This window comes from Enterobacter sp. LU1, from assembly GCF_008271405.2.
GTDB classification, from domain to species: Bacteria; Pseudomonadota; Gammaproteobacteria; order Enterobacterales; family Enterobacteriaceae; genus Enterobacter; species Enterobacter hormaechei_C.
This window is the reverse complement of the sequence record NZ_CP043438.2, coordinates 2059908-2086020: the sequence shown is the minus strand read 5'-3', so window position 1 is coordinate 2086020 and position 26113 is coordinate 2059908. Positions and strand designations below refer to the sequence as shown.

The following is a 26113-nucleotide window of genomic DNA, read 5'->3' as shown; positions in this document are numbered from 1 at the left end:
GGCGGCTCCTCAGCTTCTGACGGGATGGTTGTAACGAGCGGAATGGCTGCTCAGCATAATCAGACCAATCAGGCCGACCACCATGGCTGCAGTTATGATGTACTGGTGCAGCAGCGCGGCGGCGAAAGCAATACCCGCCAACACCACCAGGGTGACAATAATCAGAAAAACGCGCGCCCCGCGACGCGATGCCGCACGTAACATAAAGGTCAGGATCGCCAGCACTACGCTGGCAAAGACCACGCCCAGTGCGCCAATGGTGCCAGTGACGCCGGTAAGCGGCGTCCACCAGGCGTATAGCGCTACCGCGAAGGCTATTATCGCGGTCAGCAGCAGCAAAATGCTGCCGACCCGCGAGGATTGAGAATGCAACATACCAGGAAACCCCCTCTAAAATGCAAAATTGACCATTATTAAGGCGTTTTCGTGAATATATACCCCAGCTGCCCGCCGCTATTAAGAGAACGCGACGTGTGGAGCGGCGGCATATTTCACTAAACGTAACTGAGTATAGAAGAGGATTTTCTTATGGGGCGTTTAATAGCAGGCATACGACATCCTGAGCCCCTTCGCCACCATAAAGAGAGCGTTATGTTACAAGACGGTTCGAAAGCTACGAGCGGGTTACACGATTGTCTACATTCTGTTTTTTAATTTCAGGCATAACGGGATAATTTCACGCCCAATAAAATAATTAAATAAGCCCCCCTTCAATATGATGGCGCCTTATGGTACTTAATAAAACAGGGTGTTTATTCTTTAATTAACAGACGTGCAGGCAGGGAAAGTCAGTCGTTATTTGTTCGTTAATTTAACAAATCCCTTTCTTAATTAACCGCCTGTTAAAGCATCGTCAAAGAATAACGATAGTTATTGCAGGCATACACATAAGGTTTTCGGTATGCAACATCAAACCCCTCCCACCCGTGACGTAATGGCGCAGCGACGACTACAGACAGATAAAAACTAAATAAGTCGTCGTCCCTCTAACAACGCGGTAAAATATGATGAATAAAGCCACAACTCTCTCAGCTAATATTACAACACGCTCTAACTGGCACTGGCACTGGCACTGGCACTGGCACTGGCACTGGCAGGATAATATCTGGACGCTGGGCCTTTATGGTACAGCCGTCGGAGCGGGAACACTGTTCCTTCCCGTGGAAATCGGCACCCGTGGTCCGGTTATTTTTCTGGTTATGCTCCTGCTGGGGCTGCCGTTATCCCTGATCCCCCATTTACTCCTTTGTCGTGTATATATGCGTGAAGAGAAGACTGAAAACGGCACGTTGCCGATCTTCGGCTCCTTCTTCAGCGGAAGGGGTGAAAAGCTGATCACCCTGTTCTATTGTGTGACCTTCTTCCCGGTAACCCTGGTTTACGGGGTGGCGCTGATTAATGCGCTGAGTAATTTACTGGTGGAGCATCTGCATATTACCGCCCTCAGCCGTGGGCCATTGTCGTTTATCGTGGTTGCTGCGCTGTATGTGGTGCTTAGCAAGGGCCGGGACAGAGTCGTGGCCATTATGAGCGCACTGGCGCTGCCGTTCGCGGCATCTGTACTGCTGATCGCCGTATCACTTATCCCGGGATGGCATCTGTCTAACCTGACCGATACGGCCGCTGAAATGAACGCCACGCCGCTGCCGGTAACGCTGAAAAATATCTGGCTGACGCTGCCGCTTATTACCTTCTCGTTTTGCTGTGCGCCTATGGTCTCCCCGCTGAGCTCTTACTACCGGGAGAGGAAAGCGGAGGGTGAGAAAAAGGCACTGTTCGTGATCCGTATCGCCTACTTAGCTATCTTCGCCAGTATCCTCTTTTTCGTGCTGAGCTGCGTGCTGGGGATCCCCCATGACAACTTTGTGCGAGCGAAGGCGGAAAACCTGAATGTGCTGTCGGTGATGAAGGGAAACGGTGATTTCAGCCTGATTTACCACATTGCCCCGCTCATCGCTATCATCGGTATGACGAAATCCTTCCTCGGCGTAGGTCTGTCGGTCGCACAAACGTTTGGTCAGCTGGCTGCCAGCGTATCCGGCAAAAAGGCCAACGCCAGCAAGCGGCTGGCCTCTCTGGCGCTGTTCCTGCTGACCTATGGCATTGTTTATGCCAATCCGGATGTGCTCAGCCTGATTGAAATGTTCTGCGGACCACTGATCGCGGTGATCCTGTTCCTTATCCCGGCGTACCTCATATACACCCGCCCCTCGCTGGCAGAGCTTCGCGGCGTGACGGTGTTTTTGGTTGTTCTGGGCGGGCTGGCAACGCTGTCTGCATTGCTCTGGACAATGCTTTAGTCTGAACGCCGTTTGACTGTACCCATATACAGTAGTATTTTACGTTCAGGCTGAATCACATGCGTAATATCCATAAGGTAAACAATCATGTTTGTGGAACTGGTTTATGACAAGCGAAACGTACAGGGGCTGGAAGGAGCCAGGGAAATCATTCTGGCCGAACTGACAAAACGCGTGCACCGGATTTTTCCTGATGCCAGCGTGACGGTTAAGCCAATGCAAGCGAACGGCCTGAACAGCGACGCCAGCAAAAGCGACCGTGAAAAGCTCAACCGCATGCTTGAGGAGATGTTCGAAGAGTCGGACATGTGGTTAATACAAGAGTAACCGGGCGCAAAGCCCGGTTCTGGCTTCGGGAGACAAAGAGCATACAACGTTAACTTTGCGTAATTTCTTCCGCTATCGCGACGTACCGATTTACGCCTCCATGGTTCCCCCAGCATAATCCCACCGATCCGATTGTAAGACATATCCAGCGCGCGCCACATTTTCTTCCTGCCCTGTACTTTCAGTCTGACTGACTGGAGGTTTCTGTGTGTGGCCTTTTATGAAGAATCCGGTTTGGGGTTATTCGAGGTAGCCCGCTGAAATGGAAACGTGAGCAAGCTCATCCGCTATGAACGAGGAACGGACGATCTAAGGGGTGTTCATTTCCTGGCCATTCGTTTGCCAAGAGCAAAGCAGACCATTGGCAGGGGAAGCGTCACTACCAGCAGCATCCATAGCAAAGTATATACTGTGTCCACCCCGTCATTTTGCAGATTGGTATACAGCTTTACCGGTATACCCTGCGGGAAATAAGCAAAGATCATCACGATCCCGAACTCGCCTACCGCGCGAACCCAGGCGAGTGTTACGGCAGAAGCCAGACCAGGCAATGCCAGGGGTAATGTAAGAAAACGAAAGCGGTTCCAGGGAGAAGCTCCCAACGTTTGTCCCGCTTCAAGAATATTTTTGGGAACAGTGGCAAACGCCGAACGCGACACCACGATAAAATAAGGCAAAGCGCCGTAAACCTGAGCCAGCACAAACGCCGCCGGATTATTTACCAGCGTAGCTCCCAACAGTGAAAGCCAGCGGCCAATCACGCCATAAGGCCCGAAAGCCGAAACCAGCAAAATCCCCATTGCCAGCGGTGGCGTCAGCAGAGGGATCATCACCAGCAGTTCACCGATCAATCGTTTTCGACCCGTGGCTTGTGACAGCCACAATGCCACCGGCATGCCGATAAGAATGATAATTCCGAGTGCCAGCACACCCAGTCCCATAGAGACGGCAATGGCGCTGTCGTCGCGCCAGGCCAGCTTCAGATGATGCCAGGGCGTGACGCTAATCAGCGTGATAAAGGGGATACTTAACAGCAGGATAGCGGGCAGAGATAACCACCCCGCGACCCAGCCCGGTTTTCTTAGCGGGCGTATAAGCTGTCTCCTTTAGGTTCGGCGTAGCCAAACGCTTTGAACAATTTCTGCCCCTCGGCGCTTTGCATGAACGATACGAACTTTTGTCCCTGTTCTACACCATTCGGCGCGTTTTTCAGCACCGCCGCATAGAACACCATTGGTTGAGTGTGCAGAATTTGATCCTGGCCTTTGCTGTCTTTAATGGTAAAACTGACGGTGTCATACCACTGTTTCGTCATCGCCGGGTTGCTGAGGTTTATTTCATCCGGCAGCGCGACATACGGCAAATGCGCTGAGCGAACTTCACTCTCGTATCCCGCTGCTGCATCCACCTGACCGCTTTCCAGACGCGCCAGCAGCCCTCCTTCCTGATGAGTCTGCTGTGGGTTTTGCAGCGAGCCTAAAATTTTATCGGTGATGCCCGGCATGTTGTAATACTTTTCCGCCAGCATCAGGCTAAACACAATATTCTGGCCTTTTGGGTCGACATAAGGATCGGTGCGGCCAAATAAGACATCTTTCTGCGTCAGCAGAGTCAGCCACGAGCCGTCTTTCTTTCTGTTGGCCTGTTCAAACTGCGCTGCATATTTACCCTCAGGACTGTAAGCGACCACCATGCTGGTACTGGCGACAGGGACCGCCTCATCTATCAGCCCGGCGTCTTTGAGAATTTGCATCGGTCCCGGGGTGATGGAGACAAACACATCGGCCTCAATTTTGTGGCTTGCCAGCAGGCGTGCCATCCCGTATGCACCCTGGCCCTGCCCCTGATAGCCGTCGTTATTTGCTCTGGAAAAAGCCGGACCTAACCCCTGGTCCATTACTTTGCCCATGGAACCGGCATAAGTCACCCTGATATCCTTTGCCAGCGCCATGGATGGCATTTGCAGCAGCGCAACCGCCACCAGCGCAACCTGCATTCGTTTCCTGGCCATAAACACCCTCTCGTTATATATTCTTTTATATATCGAATTTTCCAGAAAAATCACCGCAATGACAACCTCCTCAAGCGCGCCGTTGATGCAAGGTTGAATAAAAGGAAATCGGTCTGGGTGGTGCATGGTCGACTTAGTCAGATGTTGTCATCCAAATGTGGGCAATTGTTCATGAAACATGCTGCGTAAACTCCTCGTGGCTTTGCGTAGAAGAATCTTGAACTCATTGTCATCAATGTCTTTTGCACAGTTGTAGCCCAACTCGCTATATAGTTAAATATATAGCGATTAAATAACTTCTGAGGGTTGTATGAATTTGTATATGTTTTATGTCGGCGGAAATGCCGGTAAATCCAATATTGAAGTCCACGACATCCAGTTTGTGGCGGCACGTAAGCCCAATGATGCCTGGCCTGCACTGCGTGAAGCATGGTTTGGTGATAGTGATAAAATTCATATAGACGGCTATAGCCGTATCACGTGGGCCGACGGATACTCTGTCACGCTTTCCCCGGAGCCGCCCCAGTCTACGAAGAGATTATTTTTCGTCAATGCGGGTGGTTACAGGCCGGATACGCTTGCAGAACTGCACGAATATGATCTGTTCGTCGCCGAAAATGCCCGGCAGGCTAAGGAGAAAGCATTACTAACGCTACTTTGCGGTGTCGATCAACAACATAAGGATAATTTAAAAGAGGTTGATGATTGCCTGTTGCTTGAAAAGGTTGGAGGGTTGTTTATTCATCTGACACCCTGCGATACAGGGCATCGCGATCTTCCAGAGTGGCAGGGATATTTACCGATAGGCGCATGAAACTGCAAAAAGAGACGCATTGCTTCAGGATGAAACAGGTCCCCTTTTAGTATTGCTCAGGATGCCCCTCGAGTCTGAGGGCGTCCTGTTCATTGAATATTTACGCTTTTGCGTCTGGCTGTTTTATTGCATATCCAACATACGTCTTCTTTAACTGGCCCAATGTTTCCGGCACCAGGCTCGTCACCCGTTCAAACCGGCACATTATTCGTTACCAGGATGGCAATGGCATGGCGGCCATCGCCGTGTCGTTGCCGCTGGTGGGGCCGAAGCGCATTTCGGAACAGGTGATGGCCAGGATAGCGATAAGCTGATTAGATCAGAATGTGTAACTCATGCTTACCGAGACGCTACGCGGTTCGCCATAGACGGCAGAGTCATCGAGGTAGGAGTAGTATTCGCGGTCGAACAGGTTACGAACGTTTGCCTGCACCGCCAGCTGTTTCGTCAGCTGATACTGCGCGAACAAGTCGACGAGCGGATAGCTGCCCTGATAGAGGCGCTGCGTCTCGCCGTCCGGACCGGTGACATCTTTGTACACCTGATTCTGCCAGTTCACGCCGCCGCCTACGGTCAGATCCGGAAGCGTCGGGACGCGGTAACGGCTGAACAGCTTAAGCTGCGTCTGCGGCGCAAAGCTGTTGAAGCGGCCATCTGAATCACGGGCAACATAGCGGGTCGCACTGAAGGTAAGCTGTAGATTGTCGGTAACGGCACCGTTCACCTCAAATTCCGCGCCTTTGCTCACTGCGCCTTTGGTTGCGCGATAAGCTTGTTCGCTGGATCCATTAACGAATACCCCGCTGATTTCCTCCCCCGCGTTCTCCTGTTCTATGCGGAATACGGCAACGTTGGTGGTCAGTCGACCGTCCATCCAGTCTGCCTTCAGGCCGGTTTCATAATTTTTACCGGTGACGGGAGAGAGCCATGCACCCTCTTTCGTGCGTTTGGTTTGCGGGGCAAAAATTGAGGTATAGCTGGCGTAAGCGGAAAGGCTGTCGTTGATGTCATACACCAGCCCGCCGTAAGGGGTGGTGTTGTATTTACGCATATCGCCGCTGCTGCCATCTGAGCTGTACTGGGTATAACGTGCGCCAACGATTAGCGACAACGGATCCGCCAGCGACAGGCGTGCCGCCGTATACGCCGATTTTTGCCGCACGATATCATCCGCATTTTGATACCAGTCGCCCCACTCCGGCTCGGCCACGCTGCCGTCCCAGCTGTTGTTGAAGATGCCAATCTGAGCACTGTCCATTGGCCCGTCTTTGCTGAAGGTAGCATTGTGCTGTCGGCTATAGTTGGCTCCGGCCATCAGCTGATGTTGACGCCCGAGAAGTTCAAAAGGCCCGCTGGCGTAGGCATCAAAGGCGTCCAGAGTGCGCTTGCCGCGATCCTTACTACCCCAGCCTGATGCGCCTTCTCCGGTGGTGGCGTCCGGATTGCCCATCACATAAAGCAGGGTATCATTGAACGTTTGCTCGCCGTGGGTTCCATTGAAACGCACCGACCAGCCGTTATCCCAGTTGTGGGTGAGGTTAGCAAAAACTTTACGCGACTCAACGGAGTATCCCGTCCAGTCTGCCGAGGTATTGACGTTGCGATCGTAATGGGTACGGCTGCCGTTACTGTACAGGCTGGGTAATCCGCCCCAGGTCGGGTTGGCTGTGTTTGTTTGCTGATAGTCCCAGCCCAGCGAGGCCGTCGTGTGTTCCGTTACATCGCCTGCAATGACGCCATAGAGAAATTTCTTGCGCTTGCCATATCTGTCGAGCCAGCTGTCCTGATCCTGATAACCTGCCACGACGCGCCCACGCAGGCTGCCGTCGGAATTGAGGGGCGCGGAGATGTCGCCCACATAACGCTGTTTGTTCCAGCTTCCGTAACTTGCGCTGACGTTGCCCCTGAAGGTTTTACTGTCGGCACGTTTACGCACCATGTTCACCGTTGCTCCCGGATCGCCAGCGCCGGTCATCAGGCCGTTTGCGCCACGCACAATCTCTATACGATCATAAATGGCAGTATCTTCCTGCGCATCGCCAAAGTTCCACGCGTCGCCCATTGATGTGGGGATCTCATCGTAGGCAAAATTGGTGATTTCAAAGCCGCGGGAAAAGTAGCTGGAACGCTCGCTATCAACCTGCTGCGACGAAACGCCGGTGGCATTGGTAAGTACCTGGTCAATGGTTTGCAGGTCTTGATCCTGCATACGCTGGCGCGTGACGACGCTGACTGACTGGGGGATATCGCGCGGGGTCAGCAGCATTTTGGTGCCTGAACGCGTGGTTTTTACCGCATAATCCTGCTGCGAGTCGGCGCTCCCGTTCCCGTCACCGTAGACAACCATCTCTTGTTCTTGCGTATTTTCATCCGCCTGTGCCGGGTGCATGACGGCGGACATTGCCAGCGCAAGCAGTGAAAGTGAGAAGGAAGCAGGAATTAACCCTGCGGGCGCTTTCGCGCGATTAGCCCTGCCTTTAAAAATCATCATGTTACCTGTCTGTTGTTGTCGTTATGTGCAAATCATCCATCCAAATAAGAATGGAAATGATAATTATTTGCTTTATTATGCACAGGTAATTTTGTAAGTTAAATGTAAATAAATGTATATTTATCAAAATCAGCGCGGCTCGCGCATGACAGGAACAAAAAATGAACACATTCCATTGGCTAAAAGGAAAGACATGGGGCTTAAGCATTCTTACCGCGGCGTTAACCCTGAGCGCAACGGCGTCAGCAGCCCTCCCGGGTTCGGCTGAGCTCAAGCAGCGCGAACTCGCTGACGGTCTGTATGAGATGGTTTACTCCCCAACGGCAAACGCGTTGTACGTTGCGAGCGCACAGAGTTTCAAAAACGTCAATGGCGGGGTGCTCTTTAAACTGGATCCCACAACGCTTGCCACGCAAGGTGAAACCCACACCGACCTGAAAAACTTCGGCATGGCAGCGGACGATAATGGCAAGGTCTACTACACCACCAACACCCTTGATGGCGGGGTATCGAAAGTGGACGTGCAAAGCGGCAAGGTGCTACAGCGCCTGATGTTTGAAGGCAAAGACAAGGATGGCGACCCGGTTGGTGCGCGTGAAATCCTCTTCCACAAGGGACAACTGTTTATCGGCGGCGTTGCCGACCCTGGGTTTATCTCCGTGGTTGATGCCAACACCATGACGCTAAAAGCCCGAATCGAAAATGCCGGGAAATGGGTGACGGGGATTATTTATTCGCCGCTGACAGACCGCCTTTATGCCGCCAATGGCGGCGGTGAAATTCTGGTGATTAACCCGGAGACGTATAAAATCGAACAGCGCTGGACGCCGGGAGATAAAAAAGCGTATTTGTTCCTGAATATGGCAGAAGATCCGGCCACCGGGCGCCTGTTCGTGACTGATGATTCAAAAGCCAAAACCACACTGGTATTTGATGAGCGCAGCGGGAAAGTTATCAAGCGTCTTAAAGGCGATGCGCTGGGAATTAAGTTTAACGCTGAGCGCAACGAAATTTTCATCACTCAGCGCGAATCCAGGAAGGTGTTGCAGCTTGACGCCGGGAGCTATGCTGTGAAAAACAGCTGGACGTTCACCAGCCATCCCAACAGTCTTCTGGTAACACCGGACGGTAAAACGTTATACGTAACCGTGAAGCAGGACTTCAATGACGACAACACGACGAAAGGCCCGGATAGTGTGGTTCGTATTTCATTAAATTAAACAATATACAGCCATCCTGTGAGGGATGGCTGACTTATAAACGTGGACGCTGAAGCAGTATCTTTAGTCCGGCCAACGGATAAAGCCGAGTTAAAGCGCCAGATGTTCTAAAGTCGCGGGGATCCTTACTGGGTAAAAGTAAAGGTGTAGCTACGTGAAGCTGACCCCTATCCTCCTGCAAATTTCGCAGAATTAAGGATTCATTTTGGGAAAGAAAAAACCGGGCCTCGCGCCCGGTTCTGTTCCCACACTAAAAAAGCCTTACGCACTCAATCCGCGATTCTCCAGCATCGGTTCGATCTTCGGATCGTGCCCGCGCCAGTTCCGGTAAAGTTCAGCTAAATCAGTGCTGTTGCCGCGGGACAAAATCGCCTCGCGGAATTTCTGTCCGTTCACGCGCGTCAAACCGCCCTGCTCGACAAACCACTGGTAGCCATCGTCCGCCAGCATCTGCGTCCAGAGATAGGCGTAATAGCCCGCCGCGTAGCCGCCGCCGAAGATGTGGGCGAAATAGCTGCTGCGATAGCGCGGCGGTACGGCTGGAAGATCCAACCCCTCTTTTTTCAACGCGGCGGCTTCAAAGGCTTCCACGTCTTCAACGGGCTCCTGAATGCCGTGCCAGTTCATATCCAGCAGCGCGGCGCTCAATAGCTCCGTCATGTCATAACCCTTATTAAACTGGGTCGCATTGAGCATTTTTTCCCGCAGCGCATCCGGCATCGGTTCGCCTGTTTGATAGTGACGAGCAAAGTGCGCAAACACCTGGGGATGGCTGGCCCAGTGTTCATTGATTTGCGAAGGAAATTCAACGAAATCACGTGGCGTGTTGGTGCCTGAAAGCGTGGCATAGCGCTGGCTGGCAAACAGGCCATGCAGGGTATGGCCAAACTCGTGGAACAGGGTAATCACATCATCCCAGGAGATTAGCGCGGTCTGCCCGTTCGCCGGTTTTTGATAGTTGCAGACGTTATAAATCACCGGACGCGCGGCAAACTCATAAGACTGCTCAACAAAATTCCCCATCCACGCGCCGCCCGCTTTGGAATCACGCGCGAAAAAGTCGCCGTAGAACAGCGCCATGCCTTCACCCGTGTGGTCGAAAATCTCCCACACGCGAACATCCGGGTGGTAAACCGGAATATCGAAACGCTCGACAAAGCGGATACCGAACAGCTGCGTGGCGGTCCAGAATACGCCATCTTCCAGCACGGTATTGAGCGCGAAATAGGGTTTGATCTGCGACTCATCCAGCGCGTATTTCGCTGAGCGCACGCGTTCGGCATAAAACGCCCAGTCCCAGGCCTGTACCGTAAAACCACCCTGCTCGTCGTCGATGACCTTCTGAATATCCGCCTGCTCCAGCGCGGCCCTGCCGCGTGCCGCAGGAACTATCCCGCGCATGAATTCGAGCGCGGCTTCAGGCGTTTTCGCCATCTGATCGGCAATGCTCCAGCTCGCATAGTTGTCAAAGCCGAGCAGCTGCGCCTGTCTTGCCCGTAACCCGGTAAGCCGATGGATCAGCTCGCGCGTATCGTTTTCGTCGCCTTTCTGAGTGCGTTCCCAGCCCGCGCTGAACAACTTTTTACGGGTCTCGCGCAACGACAGCGCCGCCAGCGCGGGCTGTTGCGTGGTATTCAAAAGCGGGATCAGCCAGCGATCCGTCAGCCCTTTTTCTGCGGCAGCGTGAGCCGCGGCAGCCACCTCCTCCGCACTGAGCCCGTCAAGCTGGTGAACATCGTCCACCACCAGCCCTCCCGCCTTGTTCGCCGCCAGCAGGCGCTGGTTGAACTGGCTGGTCAGGGTGGCGGCTTCGGTATTCAGGGCTTTCAGCTCGGCTTTTTCATCGGCATTCAGACGCGCGCCAGCAAGAACAAAGTGCTGATACATCTCCTCCGTCAGTCGTCGGGATTCGGCATCCAGCGCCTCGCGATCCTGCCAGACGGCTTCCACGCGGGCGAAAAGCGTATCGTTTAGCCAGATATCGTTCGCCAGCCCGGCCAGTTCGGTGGAGAACTGCTCGTCCAGTGCCTGAAGATCATCGTTGGTGTGTGCGGACGTCATGGCGAAGAACACGCTGCTCACGCGCGACAGCATGGCCCCGCTCTTTTCCAGCGCCAGCACGGTATTGTCGAAGTCCGGCGCGGCGCGCTGCGCGATAATCGCGTCAATGTCTGCACGCTTCAGGCGCATTGCTTCATCAAATGCCGGACGATAATGGCTGTCGTTAATCGCATCAAAACGTGGCGCCTGATAAGGCAACAGGCTAATTTCAAAAAAAGGATTGTTGACCGACATCGTTTACTCCTGAGCACGGTATTTCTCCCCAGAGTAGGCCAGCCTGCGCCGGCCTGCAATGGCGTCATACAAATGTTGCCTTAACGACGTGCCGGAGAGCGTGCTATGTTAGTACAACACAAAAAGCGTTGAGGAACAGTGAGATGATTATTTTAGTTACCGGGGCGACAGCGGGTTTTGGTGAAAGCATCACGCGTCGCTTCGTCGCCAACGGACACAAAGTGATTGCAACAGGGCGTCGTCAGGAGCGTTTGCAGGAGCTAAAAGACGAGCTGGGTGACAGCATTCTGACCGCACAGCTGGACGTGCGCAACCGCGCCGCCATTGAAGAGATGATTGCCAACCTGCCTGCCGAATGGCGTGAAATTGACGTGCTGGTCAATAACGCCGGCCTGGCGCTGGGCATGGAGCCTGCCCACAAAGCCAGCGTGGAAGACTGGGAAAACATGATTGACACCAACAACAAAGGGCTGGTGTACATGACCCGCGCCGTGCTGCCGGGCATGGTTGAACGTAACCGTGGCCATATCATTAACATCGGTTCCACCGCCGGAAGCTGGCCTTACGCGGGCGGCAACGTCTATGGCGCGACCAAAGCCTTTGTCCGCCAGTTCAGCCTGAACCTGCGCACCGACCTGCACGGAACCGCGATCCGCGTGACCGATGTTGAACCGGGTCTGGTAGGCGGAACTGAATTCTCCAACGTGCGTTTCAAAGGCGACGACGCGAAAGCGGATAAAACCTATGAAAACGCGAATGCGCTGACGCCGGAAGATATCACCGAAACCGTCTGGTGGGTCGCGAATCTGCCGAAGCATGTCAACATCAATACGGTTGAGATGATGCCCGTCAGCCAGTCCTATGCCGGACTCAGCGTGCATCGCGGTTAATTTACCCCACCCGGCCTGCGGGCCGGGTATGTGATGGCAGGGAAAAGAATGGTAGTATGTTCAGGTTAACTCTCTGAGAAATCACAACCCATGGCCGCTGAATCGCAACTTAATCCTACCCAGCCCGTTAATCAGCAAATATATCGCATCTTACGCCGTGATATTGTCCGCTGCCTGATCCCACCGGGAACGCCACTCTCAGAAAAAGAGGTTTCGGTACGTTTTGACGTTTCCCGTCAGCCCGTACGTGAGGCGTTTATTAAGCTCGCAGAAAACGGCCTTATTCAGATCCGCCCTCAGCGCGGCAGCTACGTAAATAAAATTTCGCTTTCGCAGGTACGGAATGGCTGTTTTGTTCGCCAGGCCATCGAGTGCGCCGTGGTGCGTCGCGCCGCGTCGCTCATCAACGATAACCAGTGCTACCTGCTGGAGCAAAACCTGCATCAGCAACGAATCGCCATCGACCGCAAACAGTTAAACGACTTTTTCCAGCTGGACGACGAGTTCCACCAGAAACTGGCGCAGATCGCCGAGTGCCAGCTCGCGTGGGATACCGTCGAAAACATCAAAGCTACCATCGACCGCGTGCGCTACATGAGCCTCGACCATGTTTCTCCGCCAGAGATGTTGCTGCGCCAGCATCATGATATTTTCAGCGCGCTGGAAAAACGCGACGTGGAAGCCGTAGATAAAGCGATGACGCTTCACCTTCAGGAAATTAGTGAGTCAGTTCAGTTAATTCGCCAGGAAAACCGCGAGTGGTTCAGCGAAGAATAAAACTTCGCCGCCCCCTTTCGGTTGCGGCGAAGTAATTAGCGGACCACTAATACCGGAATAGTGGCGTAGCGCAGGATAGTTTCAGCATTCGAACCCAGCAGATGGGTTGTAATGCTCGGATTTTTTGATCCGATAACAATGACATCATATTTCCCCTCTTTGCTGAGCTTGATGATTTCATCGCGTACGTTGCCGAAGCGAACTTCACAGTCAATATTGTCCGGGGACATATCAAAGAGCCGTTTCAGCGCCTTCATCTTCTTATCAGACTCGGCGGTCATATACTCTTCGAACTTCTTAATATCGGCATTGAACCCCCGCAGTAACGAACGGCTGCTGTTAGGGAGAATGTTGACCAGGGTGATCGTCGCGCCTTCCGCCTTCGCGAGGTTGACCGCGTGGCGTACCGCTTTATCGCTCAAATCCATTTCAAACACATCAACAGGCATCAAAATTTTCTTATACATAAGCCTGACTCCTTTTCCGATGAAGGGTTATTTTCTGCCTCCAGAATGACATTGTGGATATAAACAAAGCCTAAACACTTGCACCCGGAAACTATCAATTAAGGAAAATAACTGTCCGCTTTGTAAAGTGGTGTCCTGAACTGTCAACGCCTGCATGAAATAAGAAAAAAGTGTGAGCTTGATCAAAAGCAAATAATTTCGTTAAAGAGAGGCGTATTAATAGTGCCCCGTGAACGGCAGCCGTTGAATTAGCGCCGTAACGGATAAGTACGAGAGGAGAAAATACCATGATGACATACGACCGTAACCGAAATGCAATCACCACTGGCAGCCGAGTCATGATTAGCGGCACAGGCCAGTTCGGCGTGATTAAAGCGATCCACAGCGACGGCCTTAATGCCGAGCAGGTGCGCCGTGGTAAAACGGTTGAAGTCGAAGGATGCGAAGGTAAGTTCGAACCGATTGAGCTGATTCGCCTGGGGATGCACTAAGCTGCGCCCCGACATGCCGCCGCGGACGGCGGCATGTCATCGCGTTAAAGCCGGGAGGCGTACTCAGCAACCGTGGCCTTCGCGCCTTTTTGCAGCAACGTTTGATAGGCCTGCATGACCGCAGCCACAAACACCGCGTCCTTCGGCAGCTCGTTACCGAAAATAGCCTCAATGCCCAACAGCGCGCTAACGCGGCTTTCGCCTTCAGCGCTACCGTTTACCGCCGCCTGAATCACCGCCAGCTGCGGATCGCTCACCTCAATAGCGTTACCCTGCTCATCCACACCGCCGACATAACGCATCCAGCCCGCAACACCGAGGGCCAGCAGCGGGAAGGGTTTCTGGTGGACAAGGTGCCAGCGCACGGAATCGAGCATCCGCTGCGGCAATTTCTGGCTACCGTCCATGGCGATTTGCCAGGTGCGGTGACGCAGGGCCGGATTGCTGTAACGTGCGATCAGCTGGTCGGCATAGTGAGCTAAATCCACCCCCTTCACTTTCAGCGTCGGCGCCTGCTCTTTCAGCATCAGCGCATGCGCGGCTGCGCGATAATGTTCATCTTCCATGCAGTCGTTAATGTGCTGATAACCGGCCAGGTAGCCGAGATAGGCCAGGAACGAGTGGCTGCCGTTAAGCATACGCAGCTTCATCTCTTCAAACGGAATGACATCAGAAACCAGTTCCGCACCGGCCTTTTCCCACTGTGGACGTCCGGCGACGAAATTATCTTCAACCACCCACTGGCGGAACGGCTCGCAGGCGACACCTGCCGGATCGCGTACGCCGGTCAGCTGTTCAATTTTATCCAGCGTTTCAGCCGTGACGGCGGGCACAATACGGTCCACCATGGTTGACGGGAAGGTGACGTTCGCTTCAATCCAGTCGGCCAGTTCGCCGTCAACAGCGCGCGCGTAGGCGCAGGTGACATTGCGCATCACGTGGCCGTTTTCCGGCATGTTATCGCATGACATCACGCTGAATGCTGGCAGCCCCGCCGCCTTACGCCGCGCCAGCGCTTCAACCACTACGCCTGGCGCAGATTTCGGCTGATGGGGGTTTTGCAGGTCGGCAACGATTAACGGATGATCGAACATCAGTTGTCCGGTTGCCGGGGAGTGGCAATACCCTTTCTCGGTGATGGTCAGGGAAACAATGGCGACCTGCGGATCGCACAGCGCCGCCAGCACGGTTTCAAGGCCGTCGACCTGCGCATGCAGCGCATTTTTGACGACGCCGACCACGCGCGCCGTCCACGCATCGGCAGACATCTCTGCTACGGTATAAAGATTATCCTGTGCCTTCAGATCGGCGATCTGCTGTTCGCCGCCAATCAGGTTAACTTCGCAGTAACCCCAGTCGCTGCCCTGTTCTGCGGCGAGTATATCGGTGTACACCGCCTGGTGCGCACGGTGAAACGCGCCAAACCCTAAATGAACAATGCGTGCCTTGAGGCTGTCGCGATCGTACTGAGGACGCGTTGCCTTCGCCTGTAATAAACGGTTTTCCATGATTGAGACTCGTTAATTATGAACGCTGAGATCCGCAGCCGCTCTGGTGACAGTGCGGCTGCGCCGGTTGACTAAACCAACTAGAATGGCAGTGTCATTACTTTATCCTGCCGATCACAATACTGGTTATGCTGCCATGAACATTGATTTACATTAACTTTCGGCCAAGTGGTGTGATATAAAAATTAAGTTGTGTGACATCTTGCAAAAGATATAAACCAGATCATACAGGGGTGCGCACCGTCTGCTCGCCGGACCGGACCGTCGGCTCACGCCACAACCTGTCGTAGGAATAGCCTGTTAAATCTTCCACGACCCGGCGAGCTTCGGCGGATACGCGTTGGGGAGAGCCGTTGGCTTTCAGGCGATCCAGCTCATCCACAAAGATTTTGTGCGTACGCTTGTTCAGGTTAAATGTCAGAGCCTGCCACAGGGCCAGGATAAGCAAGGCAGCAGTGCCGATGAACATCAGCATTGCGATGGTGTGGATGGCTTCGGTTGGCTGCGTCTGGCTCCCTTTTACAAATCCGCCGCTTTGTAACAGGAGACCCACAATAAAGGTGGCAATAGCGACCGTGGTTTTTCGGGAGAATGTCATTACCGCGGCAAACAGTCCCTCACGACGCTGACGGCTGACCATTTCATCGATATCTGGAATGAACGGGAACACGTTCCACGGTGTAAACTCAAGGACGCAGCGCCCCACCTGATACACCCCGGCCAGAATGACCAGCGTCGCGACGGTATTCAGCGCAGGGATCTGGTACACGGCAAAGAAGCCCCCCAAACAGAGCAACATCAGTGAATAGGCAAATACATATAGCTTTGATGGCCCATATCTGATGATCCCTATACCCGCAATTAACGTGACGGGCAGCCCCACAATACTCATCGACAGCAGCGTGCCTGCCAGTGAGGAAGAGACATTCAGACAGTACACGCAGAAAAATACAAATACCGTGTTGTAGACATCTTTGCCGGTAAACGACAGCAGATAGATGGCGAGATGTTTCCTGAAGGCCCGGATTTTCAGGGTGGAACCATACTCCTTAAAAAGTCGTCCAAAGGCAGCCAGCTTCTCCCCTGCTGTTTGTGGGCGTGTGTTTTTTTCCAGCCCGGAGAGCATTTCCGGCGTCAACTCGCGTTCCCAGGTCACTTTCCACGAGATGAATACACATACCATAAACAGTACAGCAAAAATAACGCCGTTTATGAGGTAGGCATGGGCGCTGTTTTCCCCGAAATAGCCTATCAGTAATCCGGGAATAAATGTCGCCAGAAACGTCCCGGACGCTGAAAGAAACATGCGACAGGTAGAGAGTTTGGTCCGCTGGTTAAAGTCTTTTGTCATTTCTGACGGTAACGTTTCCCACGGGATCAGTACCATTGCAGCAATAATTTCAAATGCTAGATAGACGGCGAGATAAAAACCGTATGTCATGCCATCAAGCCACAGCAATGCATAGACCAGCATCAACGGTGCACCGATCAGCAAAAAGAAACGTCGGCGACCAAATTTTTTACCAAAATAGTTTTTGTAAAAATGGTCAGTGAAACTTCCCATAAACAAACTAACGATAGCATCGACAATGCGCGCTATAGCAACAATAGACGCCGCTTCAACCGGTGACAACCCAACAAATGTCGTATAGAAGAATAATAACCAGGCACCGATAACGGTAAAGGCACCGCCGCCCATAATATCCGTTAGTCCGTAGCCGATACTAACCGGAATAGTAATTTTTTTTGCAGTACGAGACATGTTCCATCCCAACTCAGTGAGTAGAATTTAGAATCTGAAATAGTTTTCAGCATTATCATGGCAAATATTTTTAACCATCTTCGTTAGGATGGCGTTATTATCCGGAACTTCACCACGCTCCACCCAGCCACCAATGATATTGCACAAAATACGTCGGAAATAATCGTGGCGAGTATACGAAACCAGACTACGGGAATCGGTTAACATACCGACAAAATTCATTAATAGCCCCTGATCCGCAAGGCTATGTAGCTGGTTTTCCATTCCGCGTTGAGTGTCGTTAAACCACCATCCGGAGCCAAACTGTATCGGCGATTTAACGCCCAATTCCGCAGTCTGAAAATTAGCGATAGTCGTCGCGACAATATCGTTATAGCTGGCGTTGAGGTTATATAGAATGGTTTTGGGCAAAGCTTCAGCCTGCGCCATTGCATCCAGGAGTTGGTTGAGATTGGCCGCAAGATTCGACTGATCGGTCAGCGAGTCAAAACCAGTATTACTACCCAAAGAACGGTACATGCGGGAATTATTATTGCGAATCGCACCGAAGTGTATCTGCATTGCCCAGTTATGCTGCCTGTAATTATGCGCCAGCATAATAAAAATGGCACTGTCAAGAATCGCATTATTACGGGCGTCCAGATTTTCACCCCGGCGCTTTCGGGCAAACACGGATTCAACCTGTCTTTCATCTGCTGACTGAAAATGGATCTCCACGGGTCCGTGATCGGAAATTCGGCACCCCATTTCGTGGAACCAGGCAATACGCTGGCTCATTCCCTTAACAAAATCGCTGAATGTCTGGATTTTAGATCCTGTCGTCTCACCTAATCGATCGATAAAGTCGGCAAACTGTTCCGCGTTTTGCGCAAAAACATCGTCCGGACGAAAGGTCGGTAATACCTTAACGTTGAACGTCGCGTCATCACGCAATAATTGATGGTAGCGTAAATCATCAAGCGGAGCATCTGTCGTGCAAATAACTTCTACCCTGGAGTGTTTAATGAGTTCCCTCGGCGTAAAATCAGGCTGCTGCAATAGCAGATTACAGTGCTCCATTATTTCACGCCAGTTATGCCTGCCCAGCGGTTCGTCACAGTTAAAATAGTGGTGAAGTTCTAAATGAGTCCAGTGATAGAGCGGATTTCCATAGCTCGCTTCGACCGTTTCAGCCCATGCCGCAAATTTATCCTCCGCCGGGGCATCGCCCGTAATGTATTTTTCGTCAATACCGTTGGCGCGCATGGCGCGCCATTTATAATGATCGCCAGCCAGCCAGAGTTCGGTAATATTATCGAGATTTTTATTCTCGAAGATATCTTTCGCGTCCAGGTGACAGTGATAATCAATAATTGGCAGCGCTTTCGCGACGTTTCGATAAAGTTCAACACCTCTCGCATTGCCAATCATAAAGTTATCGTTAATAAAACTCATGACAGGGCTCCATATTTCCGCTGCTTCGCTGCGGTATCGCTCTGGCGCAGGGGTTCAGCTGCATCTTCCACCAGGCTCAAATCGCGGTCGCGCACTTCTGGCATCAGCAAAGCGGAGACCAGCCCAATCAGCGAGTACGCCACCAGCATCGCCACAATCGGCCACCAGGACCCGGTCATATTGCAGAAGATCCCCGCCAGCACCGGACCAAAGCCTACCGCCACGAGACCGCCCGCCTCTTTGGAGATCGCCATGCGGGTAAAGCGGTTTCGCGAACCAAACATCTCCGCCATGGTGATGTTTTCCAGCGCAAACAGCCCGAGCACCGCAAAGTTATGAATAACGATGATAGAGAGCATAATCACGCCCGGCGCGTAACTCTTATCGACGATAATCGACAGCATCGGGTAAGCCAGAATAATGGCTGAAATGTTAAGGATGATATATGGCAGACGGCGCCCCACTTTATCGGACAGCCAGCCCAGCAGCGGGATGGAGACGAAGCCAAGAATCGAGCTGATCATCAGCGCATCGGTTGGGATCGCCTTATCAAATAACAGCGTCTGTACCAAGTACCCGGCAAGGAAGGTCTGGATAAGCCCAGAGTTACCGGCCTGACCAAAGCGCAGCCCCGTCGCCAGCCAGAACGATTTGCTCTTAAACATCGCGCCGACCGAGGTATCCTGCGCAGCAACCGGCGCAACGGCTTCGGCATCGTTTACCTTCTCAAACACCGGGCTCTCTTTAAGGTTCATACGCAGCCAGATGGCGAAGATCATCACCACCACGCTGGCGAGGAACGGCACGCGCCAGCCCCAGGCAATAAGTTCTTCACGATCGAGGGCAAAGAACATCACGGCCCAGATCGCCGTGGCGCTCAGCGTCCCGCAGTTGGTGCCCATGGCCACCAGCGAGGAGATGATGCCGCGTTTACCCTTCGGGGCGTATTCGGCCAGCATGGTGCCTGCGCCGGAGATTTCAGCCCCCGCGCCCAGCCCCTGAATAATACGCAGCGTCACCAGCAGCACCGGTGCGAAAATCCCGATCTGCGCGTAGGTTGGCAGGACGCCGATTAAGGTGGTGCAGATCCCCATCATGGTGATGGTGATAAACAGCACTTTTTTACGGCCAATTCTGTCGCCCATTCTGCCGAAGATAAATGCCCCGACAATACGCGCGATGTAGCCTGCGCCGTAGGTGCCCATCGCCAGGATCAGCGCCATGGCCGCGGACTGCTCAGGGAAGAAAATTTCATGAAACACCAGCGCGGCGCCAAGGGAGTAGAGCTGGAAATCCATAAACTCCAGGGCGGTGCCCAGCCAGCCAGATACGGCGGCTTTCACCAGATCTGACGTACTTCTTTGAGGTTGTGCTTGAGTCATAATGGCTATCTCTGCAAGGTAAGATGCGTACCACTGAGAGCCTGTCTTCGCAGGCTCTTAACCGCGTGAATTATTATTGGTCGAACGTGAGCAAGACTTTGCAGCACTGCCGCTGGTCTTTTTCAAACAGTTCGATGGCGTCTGTAACGTGGTGATAGTCAAATGTATGGGTGACCAGTTTTTCAGGGTCGATCAGCCCTTTTTCCAGCCAGTCAATGACCACCGGGAATTTGTTGGCATTCAGGCGCGAAGAGAAGATCGACAGCTCTTTGCCGGTGATCCCCTGCTGCACAATCTGGCTCGGGTCGCTGGAGAAGCCCATCAGCACGATGCGCGCCGCCGGAGACGCCAGCGTAATCGCTTCCTGTAAAATGGACGGATGACAGGCAGCATCGATGATTAACGTCGGCTTGATGCCTTTTTCATCCAGCGCGGCCTGTAAAGAATGCTCGCCGTTGTTGAAGACCCAGTCTGCGCCGCTGCGTTGCGCCATCTCCAGCCGCTCATCAATGCGATCCACCACGATGACCTGCTTCACCTTGTAAACGCCCTTCAGCGCCTGCACGGTGACCAGCCCCATCGGGCCTGCGCCGTAAATCAGCGCCACATCCTGTTCGGTGGGTTTCGCCTGCCCCGTCACGTTGGCGGCAATGGTGAATGGCTCAACCATCACCGCGTGGTGGTCAGGGATCGCATCCGGAATGCGCCAGGCATTTTTCGCCGGCACCACGGCGTATTCGCTGAAGCCGCCGTCACGGTGGACGCCCAGCACCACCAGCGAAGTACAAACGTTCGGTTTTCCAACGGAACACGGGTAGCAGTGCCCGCAGCTGATCACCGGATCAACCGAAACGCGCTGGCCCAGTCGGGTGCCCTCCACGCCTTCGCCAACCGCGTCTATTTCGCCAAAGAACTCGTGACCGATTACCCGCGGGTATTTCGCAAACGGGTTATGCCCGCGATAGATATGGCTGTCTGAACCGCAAATACCGGCGAGCTTAATTTTGACGCGGACGTCGCCTGCGCCCGGCAACGGGAGAGGACGCTCTTCAATCACCAGCACATCCGGCTGTTGGATCACTACGCTTTTCATCATTCGCTCCTCGTTTACCAGTTCCAGAGGGTGCCGTCTTCCAGACGAGCCACCGGCAGATAAGCCGGATCGTACGGGTATTTCGCCGCCAGCTTCTCATCAAACTCAATGCCCAGCCCTGGCTTGTCGCCCGGGTGCATATAGCCGTTATCGAAGCGCCAGCTGTGCGGGAACACTTCCAGCATCTGCTCCGAATACCCCATATACTCTTGCACGCCAAAGTTCGGTACCCACAGGTCAAAATGCAGCGCCGCGGCGTGGCAAATCGGCGACAGATCCGACGGGCCGTGTGAGCCGGTACGCACCTGATAAAGTGAGGCAAAGTCCGCAATGCGACGCATCCCGGTGATGCCGCCCGCATGGGTTATGGTGGCGCGGATATAGTCAATGAGCTGCTCTTCAATCAGCTGCTTGCAGTCCCAGATGCTGTTGAACACTTCCCCCACCGCAATTGGCGTGACGGTGTGCTGGCGGATCAGGCGGAAACACTCCTGGTTTTCAGCGGGAGTCGGATCTTCCATCCAGAACAGACGGTACTCTTCAATGCTTTTGCCGAATCGCGCCGCTTCGATGGGCGTCAGACGGTGGTGCATGTCGTGAAGGAGATGTTCATTGAAGCCGAACTGACTGCGCACTGCGTCGAACAGTTTCGGCGTGAAGTCGAGGTATTTTTCAGTGGACCATAGCTGCTCTTCCGGCCAGGCGCCCTTGGTCGCTGGCTCATACGCCAGCCCTTTTCCTTTTGCCATGCCGTAGGTGGTTTTCATTCCCGGCACGCCGCACTGCACGCGAATTGCCTTGAAGCCCATCTCTTTATGACGGGCATAATCTTCCAGCACGTCGTCAATGGTGTGCCCGGTGGTGTGACAATAAACCATCACCCCTTCCCGGGAGGCTCCGCCCAGAAGCTGATAGAGCGGCATGTTCGCGGCTTTCGCCTTAATGTCCCACAGCGCCATATCCACGGCAGAAATCGCTGACATGGTGACCGGACCACGACGCCAGTAAGCGCCTTTATAGAAGAACTGCCAGATATCTTCGATGCGGTGCGCATCGCGGCCAATCAACTGAGGGCACAGGTGATCTTTCAGGTAGGAGGCAACGGAAAGTTCACGTCCGTTCAGCGTGGCATCACCCAGGCCGACAATGCCCTCATCGGTGGTGATTTTAAGGGTGACAAAGTTACGCCCCGGGCAGGTGACAAATACTTCAGCCCCGACAATCTTCATAATCCATTTCCTTACATCGCTCGTTGTGATGCAGGAAATTTACGCAACTACACTACTACCATACAAGTATAATGATCGTAAAATCAGCGGGCGATCACACTATAAGGACGCTTATGCGCGTCCCCAACCGGCCACGATGATCAACATGCCGCACAGGGCAATCAGCGCGCCTGCCCAGTCATACAGGCTTAGCCTGACGCCATCGACAACGCGCAGCCACAGCAGCGCGGTACAGACGTACACTCCGCCGTAGGCCGCATATACCCTCCCGCTGGCGGCCGGATGCAGGGTGAGCAGCCAGACAAAAAGGGCCAGGGACACACCCGCCGGGATCAGCAGCAGCGCGGAAGCGCCCCGCTTTAGCCAGAGCCACGGCAAAAAGCATCCGATGATTTCGCACAGCGCGGTCGCGAAAAAAAGCAGCGTCGTTTTGAACATTTTTCTCGTTTCGTGAGGATTGATTTAGACATCATACGCGATAATGTTCACATCGTTCCCATACCTGCCGCGCGGGTATGACACCCTTTCGGATTGGTGTAGAATCCAACGGGGTAATCCGATTGTCTGCACCCGTTTAAAGGAAACGCTATGACTACATTAAGCAAACGCCTTTGTCTGACAGCCGTACTGGCGCTGTCATCGTTCGCCTTCGCCGCAACGGCATCAGCCGAAACCAGCAAACTCATCATTGAGTCTGGTGACAGCGCGCAAAGCCGTCAGAACGCCGCCATGGACAAAGAACAATGGAATGACACCCGCAGCCTGCGTCAGAAAGTGAATAAGCGCGTGGAAAAAGAGTGGGATAAAGAAGACGTCGCGTTTGATGCCCGCGACAAATGCCAGCAAAGTGCCAACGTCAACGCCTATTGGGAGCCTAACACCCTGCGCTGTCTGGATCGTCGCACTGGCCGCACGGTAGCACCGTAATGTCGACGCCGTGTGACGTTAAGCTCCGTCCGCTGGAGCGCGAAGATTTACGCTTTGTTCACCAGCTCGACAACAATGCCAGCGTGATGCGCTACTGGTTTGAAGAGCCTTATGAGGCGTTTGTCGAACTGTCCGATCTCTACGACAAGCATATCCACGATCAGAGTGAACGCCGGTTTGTGGTGGAGTGCGAAGGTGAGAAAGCCGGGCTGGTTGAACTGGTTGAGATCAACCACGTTCACCGTCGGGCGGAATTTCAGATCATTATTTCACCGGAGCACCAGGGGAAAGGTCTTGCGTCCCGGGCGGCAAAGCTGGCGATGGATTACGGGTTTAACGTCCTGAATCTCTACAAGCTTTACCTTATCGTCGACAAAGAGAACGAAAAAGCGATTCATATCTACCGTAAGCTGGGCTTTATGGTGGAAGGTGAACTGATCCATGAGTTCTTTATTAACGGCGAATACCGTAACACCATCCGCATGTGCATTTTCCAGCATCAGCATCTGGCCGGGCATAAGTCCTCCTCCGCCAGCCTGCTTAAACCCACCGCGCAGTAACCTGCGCGGTTTTATTCTCAATAATATTCAATGCTGTTTTTGATGGTGTACTTGTGCTCAACGGCAGGTTTGACGCTGTCATCGGTGATCACCAGCTCACAGCTCACCGGGTTATTATGGCGATCGTAATCACAGCTCTGCTTTACATTGCCCATCGGTTTATCGTTCAACAGGCTTACCGCCGTATAATCCATGCGCTTGCGCAGATCTTTCGACGGCACCGACTTGACCGATAAACGCTTGTCGCCGGAAACCGTAGTTTTACCCAGCGGGTAGCCGTCGGCGTCATACTGGTACTTCACTTCCATCTCTTTGCTGTGCGCGGCAACCACAAACCCGTTATCGTCGGTGTCCCACGTCAGGCCGGCAGACGGCAGTTCCGCCAGCTGACATTTTCCCTGCAACTTTACCTTCTGCTGCTGGGTTTCCGCATCGACGTAGTAGTTAGCATCCAGCACCAGCGCAACGCCCGTATTAGCGTCGAGATCGTGCAGTTCAAGCGTATCGAAACACCCTTCCGTTGACATCGTGCCGGTCACACGTTTAGAGACTTCACCCTTATCGTTGAACAGCGTCTGGGTAAAATCCTTCACCGGCCCGCGCAGAGGATCAAAGTCAAACTCGTTCGAAAAACTCGCCATCTCCGGCGTAAATGACAGCGGCGCGGTGTTGTTGTCGCATCCCACCAGTACCGTTGCCAGTAGCGTTATCGCTGCGTATTTATTCACATCATTTACCAAAAGAATGAAAGGATTGTGGCACTCATAGTAGCAAATAGTATGGTAGCGATGTTGAATTGGTTCGAATACTGGTAAAATGTATGAATTTGGCCCAGCTATTAAGTCTTTAAGGAACGCTAAAAGGATGAGAACTTTTATAGTCAATCTCAAACACTCGCTCGAACGTCGTGCGAAAATGGAATGTCAATTGTCCGAATTGAACATTGCATACGAGTTTATTGAAGCAGTAGATGGTCGAAAAATGACTGAAACTGAACTAAGAAATGTCACACGGGAGACAAATTATGCTTTTCTCCCGGGAGAAGTGGGTTGTGCATTAAGCCATCAAAAAATATACAAAAGAATAATAGATGAAAATATCGACGCCGCTCTTATCCTTGAGGATGATGTTGTACTAAACAGCGATCTGCGTGAGATACTTAATAGCGTTACGCTCAGCAAAACAAAACCTGAGATACTTCTTCTGAGTCGAGTCAATAAATATTACAAAAAACCGTTCAAACACATTTTCGGCTCATATAATATACATAAGACTCAGCATGCCACGACTACTCATGCATACATTATCAATCAAAAAGCTGCTAGAAGCCTTCTGGATAACCTTTATCCTGTATGGATGGTTGCCGATAAATGGAGTTTATTCGAAGACCTATCACTGGCTAAAATTCACTCTATAGTACCTTATCCAGTACGCCTTTCCGAAGAAGCCAATGTTTCAACAATTAATGAATCAAAAGGTGATGCCATGCTGGATGCCAAAAAGAAAAAAATTTGGAATTTACTTATGCGGGAAAGGCCGTTAGCTGCAAAGCTTCGCCACCGTTATCGAAGAGCCATAACTCCTTTATTGAATCAAATAATCGATCAGGGCAAAGGGTAATCTAACATTCTTCAACATGATTACGGCTCCAGGACAATTCAGAAAGACAGGTCCAAAAACAAAAGCTTACCCTAACCCTGCTATGCTTACAGTCTACACAGTGAAAAGGAGCTACAGATGAAACGGTTACCCTGGATTACCGCCCTGCTGTTAATGAGTGCTTCACCCGCTCTTCTTGCGGCCCCGGACTCCTGCGAGCGCGTGAAAAGCGACATTCAGCAGAAGATTATCAACAACGGCGTACCGGAGTCTGGCTTTACCCTGAACATCGTCCCGAACGATCAGGCCGATCAGCCGGATGCGCAGGTCGTTGGGCATTGTGCCAACGATACTTTCAAAATTTTGTACACCCGCACCAGTAGCGGCAACTACCCGGTGAGCGGCGCAGGTACGCAAGAGAATGCGCCCGCTGAGCCGCAATGATTTTCCCACTCAATTCCCCTGATTTGACGAGGATTAATATTTAATACCTCTAAATAAGTAACACTCCCCCCATCATTAGCCCGGTTGTAGTC

26 protein-coding genes are annotated in these 26113 nt (G+C 52.7%); 12 read left to right on the top strand and 14 right to left on the bottom strand.

Features of this window, described 5'->3' with window-relative positions:
• Positions 1-9: 9 nt before the first annotated feature.
• Positions 10-375: a hypothetical protein gene (locus tag FZF21_RS10060; RefSeq protein WP_047736564.1), complete on the bottom strand. Its 366-nt coding sequence runs from the start codon at positions 373-375 to the stop codon at positions 10-12.
• 632 nt (positions 376-1007) lie between these two features.
• On the opposite strand from FZF21_RS10060, the gene FZF21_RS10055 reads away from it, so the two are divergent.
• Positions 1008-2300, top strand: coding sequence for an amino acid permease (locus FZF21_RS10055; RefSeq protein WP_149121400.1), 1293 nt, complete (start codon positions 1008-1010; stop codon positions 2298-2300).
• 87 nt (positions 2301-2387) lie between these two features.
• Positions 2388-2627 (top strand): DinI family protein, encoded by a 240-nt coding sequence (locus FZF21_RS10050; RefSeq protein ID WP_003857390.1) that lies wholly within the window; start codon positions 2388-2390, stop codon positions 2625-2627.
• Between the two features lie 320 nt (positions 2628-2947).
• On the opposite strand, the gene FZF21_RS10045 is transcribed toward FZF21_RS10050, so the two are convergent.
• Complete coding sequence (locus tag FZF21_RS10045) at positions 2948-3721, bottom strand: ABC transporter permease subunit (protein ID WP_047717582.1); 774 nt, start codon at positions 3719-3721, stop codon at positions 2948-2950.
• A complete protein-coding gene (locus FZF21_RS10040; RefSeq protein ID WP_032671103.1) occupies positions 3709-4623 on the bottom strand; it encodes an extracellular solute-binding protein in 915 nt (304 codons plus the stop codon). Before FZF21_RS10040 ends, FZF21_RS10045 begins: the two co-directional genes overlap by 13 nt.
• 325 nt (positions 4624-4948) lie before the next feature.
• Here FZF21_RS10040 and FZF21_RS10035 point away from each other — a divergent pair, with 325 nt between their 5' ends.
• Complete coding sequence (locus FZF21_RS10035; RefSeq protein ID WP_023296544.1) at positions 4949-5452, top strand: DUF1543 domain-containing protein; 504 nt, start codon at positions 4949-4951, stop codon at positions 5450-5452.
• A gap of 92 nt (positions 5453-5544) precedes the next feature.
• Positions 5545-5766 (top strand): hypothetical protein, encoded by a 222-nt coding sequence (locus FZF21_RS10030; RefSeq protein ID WP_053337473.1) that lies wholly within the window; start codon positions 5545-5547, stop codon positions 5764-5766.
• Between the two features lie 5 nt (positions 5767-5771).
• Here the strand turns inward: FZF21_RS10030 and fhuE are convergent, their stop codons facing one another.
• Positions 5772-7940, bottom strand: coding sequence for a ferric-rhodotorulic acid/ferric-coprogen receptor FhuE (gene fhuE, locus FZF21_RS10025; RefSeq protein ID WP_047736566.1), 2169 nt, complete (start codon positions 7938-7940; stop codon positions 5772-5774).
• 164 nt (positions 7941-8104) lie between these two features.
• Here fhuE and FZF21_RS10020 point away from each other — a divergent pair, with 164 nt between their 5' ends.
• Positions 8105-9163, top strand: coding sequence for a periplasmic protein (locus FZF21_RS10020; RefSeq protein ID WP_040117596.1), 1059 nt, complete (start codon positions 8105-8107; stop codon positions 9161-9163).
• Positions 9164-9424: 261 nt separating this feature from the next.
• Here FZF21_RS10020 and dcp read toward each other — a convergent pair whose 3' ends face one another.
• Positions 9425-11458, bottom strand: coding sequence for a peptidyl-dipeptidase Dcp (dcp, locus tag FZF21_RS10015; protein ID WP_047736569.1), 2034 nt, complete (start codon positions 11456-11458; stop codon positions 9425-9427).
• A gap of 143 nt (positions 11459-11601) precedes the next feature.
• Here dcp and ydfG point away from each other — a divergent pair, with 143 nt between their 5' ends.
• Both ydfG and FZF21_RS10005 read left to right on the top strand, forming a co-directional pair.
• Positions 11602-12348: a bifunctional NADP-dependent 3-hydroxy acid dehydrogenase/3-hydroxypropionate dehydrogenase YdfG gene (gene ydfG, locus FZF21_RS10010; RefSeq protein ID WP_040117594.1), complete on the top strand. Its 747-nt coding sequence runs from the start codon at positions 11602-11604 to the stop codon at positions 12346-12348.
• A gap of 90 nt (positions 12349-12438) precedes the next feature.
• Positions 12439-13125: a GntR family transcriptional regulator gene (locus FZF21_RS10005; RefSeq protein WP_003857403.1), complete on the top strand. Its 687-nt coding sequence runs from the start codon at positions 12439-12441 to the stop codon at positions 13123-13125.
• Between the two features lie 35 nt (positions 13126-13160).
• Here FZF21_RS10005 and FZF21_RS10000 read toward each other — a convergent pair whose 3' ends face one another.
• A complete protein-coding gene (locus tag FZF21_RS10000) occupies positions 13161-13592 on the bottom strand; it encodes a universal stress protein (RefSeq protein WP_015570611.1) in 432 nt (143 codons plus the stop codon).
• A gap of 287 nt (positions 13593-13879) precedes the next feature.
• Here FZF21_RS10000 and ydfZ point away from each other — a divergent pair, with 287 nt between their 5' ends.
• A complete protein-coding gene (ydfZ, locus tag FZF21_RS09995; RefSeq protein WP_003857405.1) occupies positions 13880-14083 on the top strand; it encodes a putative selenium delivery protein YdfZ in 204 nt (67 codons plus the stop codon).
• A gap of 44 nt (positions 14084-14127) precedes the next feature.
• On the opposite strand, the gene FZF21_RS09990 is transcribed toward ydfZ, so the two are convergent.
• The 7 genes from FZF21_RS09990 to FZF21_RS09960 form a co-directional block, all read right to left on the bottom strand.
• The gene (locus FZF21_RS09990) at positions 14128-15591 is read right to left on the bottom strand and encodes a mannitol dehydrogenase family protein (RefSeq protein ID WP_015570612.1); all 1464 of its coding nucleotides are present in this window, start codon (positions 15589-15591) and stop codon (positions 14128-14130) included.
• A gap of 223 nt (positions 15592-15814) precedes the next feature.
• Positions 15815-17353: an MFS transporter gene (locus FZF21_RS09985; RefSeq protein WP_015570613.1), complete on the bottom strand. Its 1539-nt coding sequence runs from the start codon at positions 17351-17353 to the stop codon at positions 15815-15817.
• Between the two features lie 27 nt (positions 17354-17380).
• Positions 17381-18787: a glucuronate isomerase gene (uxaC, locus tag FZF21_RS09980; protein ID WP_040117593.1), complete on the bottom strand. Its 1407-nt coding sequence runs from the start codon at positions 18785-18787 to the stop codon at positions 17381-17383.
• Positions 18784-20169 (bottom strand): MFS transporter, encoded by a 1386-nt coding sequence (locus tag FZF21_RS09975; protein WP_017694076.1) that lies wholly within the window; start codon positions 20167-20169, stop codon positions 18784-18786. The genes uxaC and FZF21_RS09975 overlap by 4 nt, the downstream gene beginning before the upstream one ends.
• Positions 20170-20242: 73 nt before the next feature.
• Complete coding sequence (locus FZF21_RS09970) at positions 20243-21262, bottom strand: Zn-dependent oxidoreductase (RefSeq protein ID WP_023296536.1); 1020 nt, start codon at positions 21260-21262, stop codon at positions 20243-20245.
• A gap of 14 nt (positions 21263-21276) precedes the next feature.
• Positions 21277-22491: a D-mannonate dehydratase ManD gene (gene manD, locus FZF21_RS09965; RefSeq protein WP_017384541.1), complete on the bottom strand. Its 1215-nt coding sequence runs from the start codon at positions 22489-22491 to the stop codon at positions 21277-21279.
• A gap of 111 nt (positions 22492-22602) precedes the next feature.
• Positions 22603-22929: a YnfA family protein gene (locus FZF21_RS09960; protein WP_003857412.1), complete on the bottom strand. Its 327-nt coding sequence runs from the start codon at positions 22927-22929 to the stop codon at positions 22603-22605.
• Positions 22930-23079: 150 nt separating this feature from the next.
• Between FZF21_RS09960 and FZF21_RS09955 the strand changes: the two genes are divergently transcribed.
• Together FZF21_RS09955 and speG are read left to right on the top strand one after the other, a co-directional pair.
• Positions 23080-23418, top strand: coding sequence for a DUF1283 family protein (locus FZF21_RS09955; protein ID WP_006808856.1), 339 nt, complete (start codon positions 23080-23082; stop codon positions 23416-23418).
• On the top strand, positions 23418-23978 hold the full coding sequence (speG, locus tag FZF21_RS09950; RefSeq protein ID WP_003857416.1) for a spermidine N1-acetyltransferase: 561 nt from the start codon (positions 23418-23420) through the stop codon (positions 23976-23978). Before FZF21_RS09955 ends, speG begins: the two co-directional genes overlap by 1 nt.
• 17 nt (positions 23979-23995) lie before the next feature.
• Here the strand turns inward: speG and FZF21_RS09945 are convergent, their stop codons facing one another.
• Positions 23996-24706: a YnfC family lipoprotein gene (locus FZF21_RS09945; protein ID WP_017384542.1), complete on the bottom strand. Its 711-nt coding sequence runs from the start codon at positions 24704-24706 to the stop codon at positions 23996-23998.
• Positions 24707-24905: 199 nt separating this feature from the next.
• Here FZF21_RS09945 and FZF21_RS09940 point away from each other — a divergent pair, with 199 nt between their 5' ends.
• Together FZF21_RS09940 and FZF21_RS09935 are read left to right on the top strand one after the other, a co-directional pair.
• Positions 24906-25598, top strand: a complete 693-nt coding sequence (locus FZF21_RS09940; RefSeq protein WP_229654967.1) for a glycosyltransferase family 25 protein — start codon at positions 24906-24908, stop codon at positions 25596-25598.
• Positions 25599-25715: 117 nt separating this feature from the next.
• Complete coding sequence (locus FZF21_RS09935; protein ID WP_003857424.1) at positions 25716-26021, top strand: DUF1161 domain-containing protein; 306 nt, start codon at positions 25716-25718, stop codon at positions 26019-26021.
• The last annotated feature ends 92 nt before the right edge of the window (positions 26022-26113 follow it).

What these genes read in the sequence shown, in the direction of transcription:
- FZF21_RS10055 (WP_149121400.1), top strand. Translation starts at nt 1,008, where the DNA reads ATGAATAAAGCCACAACTCTCTCAGCTAATATTACAACACGCTCTAAC.
- dcp (WP_047736569.1), bottom strand. Translation starts at nt 11,458, where the DNA reads ATGTCGGTCAACAATCCTTTTTTTGAAATTAGCCTGTTGCCTTATCAG.
- FZF21_RS10000 (WP_015570611.1), bottom strand. Translation starts at nt 13,592, where the DNA reads ATGTATAAGAAAATTTTGATGCCTGTTGATGTGTTTGAAATGGATTTG.
- FZF21_RS10050 (WP_003857390.1), top strand. Translation starts at nt 2,388, where the DNA reads ATGTTTGTGGAACTGGTTTATGACAAGCGAAACGTACAGGGGCTGGAA.
- ydfZ (WP_003857405.1), top strand. Translation starts at nt 13,880, where the DNA reads ATGATGACATACGACCGTAACCGAAATGCAATCACCACTGGCAGCCGA.
- manD (WP_017384541.1), bottom strand. Translation starts at nt 22,491, where the DNA reads ATGAAGATTGTCGGGGCTGAAGTATTTGTCACCTGCCCGGGGCGTAAC.
- FZF21_RS09985 (WP_015570613.1), bottom strand. Translation starts at nt 17,353, where the DNA reads ATGTCTCGTACTGCAAAAAAAATTACTATTCCGGTTAGTATCGGCTAC.
- FZF21_RS10040 (WP_032671103.1), bottom strand. Translation starts at nt 4,623, where the DNA reads ATGCAGGTTGCGCTGGTGGCGGTTGCGCTGCTGCAAATGCCATCCATG.
- FZF21_RS09990 (WP_015570612.1), bottom strand. Translation starts at nt 15,591, where the DNA reads ATGGAAAACCGTTTATTACAGGCGAAGGCAACGCGTCCTCAGTACGAT.
- FZF21_RS09960 (WP_003857412.1), bottom strand. Translation starts at nt 22,929, where the DNA reads ATGTTCAAAACGACGCTGCTTTTTTTCGCGACCGCGCTGTGCGAAATC.
- fhuE (WP_047736566.1), bottom strand. Translation starts at nt 7,940, where the DNA reads ATGATTTTTAAAGGCAGGGCTAATCGCGCGAAAGCGCCCGCAGGGTTA.
- FZF21_RS09970 (WP_023296536.1), bottom strand. Translation starts at nt 21,262, where the DNA reads ATGAAAAGCGTAGTGATCCAACAGCCGGATGTGCTGGTGATTGAAGAG.
- uxaC (WP_040117593.1), bottom strand. Translation starts at nt 18,787, where the DNA reads ATGAGTTTTATTAACGATAACTTTATGATTGGCAATGCGAGAGGTGTT.
- FZF21_RS09955 (WP_006808856.1), top strand. Translation starts at nt 23,080, where the DNA reads ATGACTACATTAAGCAAACGCCTTTGTCTGACAGCCGTACTGGCGCTG.
- FZF21_RS10005 (WP_003857403.1), top strand. Translation starts at nt 12,439, where the DNA reads ATGGCCGCTGAATCGCAACTTAATCCTACCCAGCCCGTTAATCAGCAA.
- FZF21_RS10060 (WP_047736564.1), bottom strand. Translation starts at nt 375, where the DNA reads ATGTTGCATTCTCAATCCTCGCGGGTCGGCAGCATTTTGCTGCTGCTG.
- ydfG (WP_040117594.1), top strand. Translation starts at nt 11,602, where the DNA reads ATGATTATTTTAGTTACCGGGGCGACAGCGGGTTTTGGTGAAAGCATC.
- FZF21_RS09935 (WP_003857424.1), top strand. Translation starts at nt 25,716, where the DNA reads ATGAAACGGTTACCCTGGATTACCGCCCTGCTGTTAATGAGTGCTTCA.
- FZF21_RS09975 (WP_017694076.1), bottom strand. Translation starts at nt 20,169, where the DNA reads ATGACTCAAGCACAACCTCAAAGAAGTACGTCAGATCTGGTGAAAGCC.
- FZF21_RS10035 (WP_023296544.1), top strand. Translation starts at nt 4,949, where the DNA reads ATGAATTTGTATATGTTTTATGTCGGCGGAAATGCCGGTAAATCCAAT.
- speG (WP_003857416.1), top strand. Translation starts at nt 23,418, where the DNA reads ATGTCGACGCCGTGTGACGTTAAGCTCCGTCCGCTGGAGCGCGAAGAT.
- FZF21_RS10020 (WP_040117596.1), top strand. Translation starts at nt 8,105, where the DNA reads ATGAACACATTCCATTGGCTAAAAGGAAAGACATGGGGCTTAAGCATT.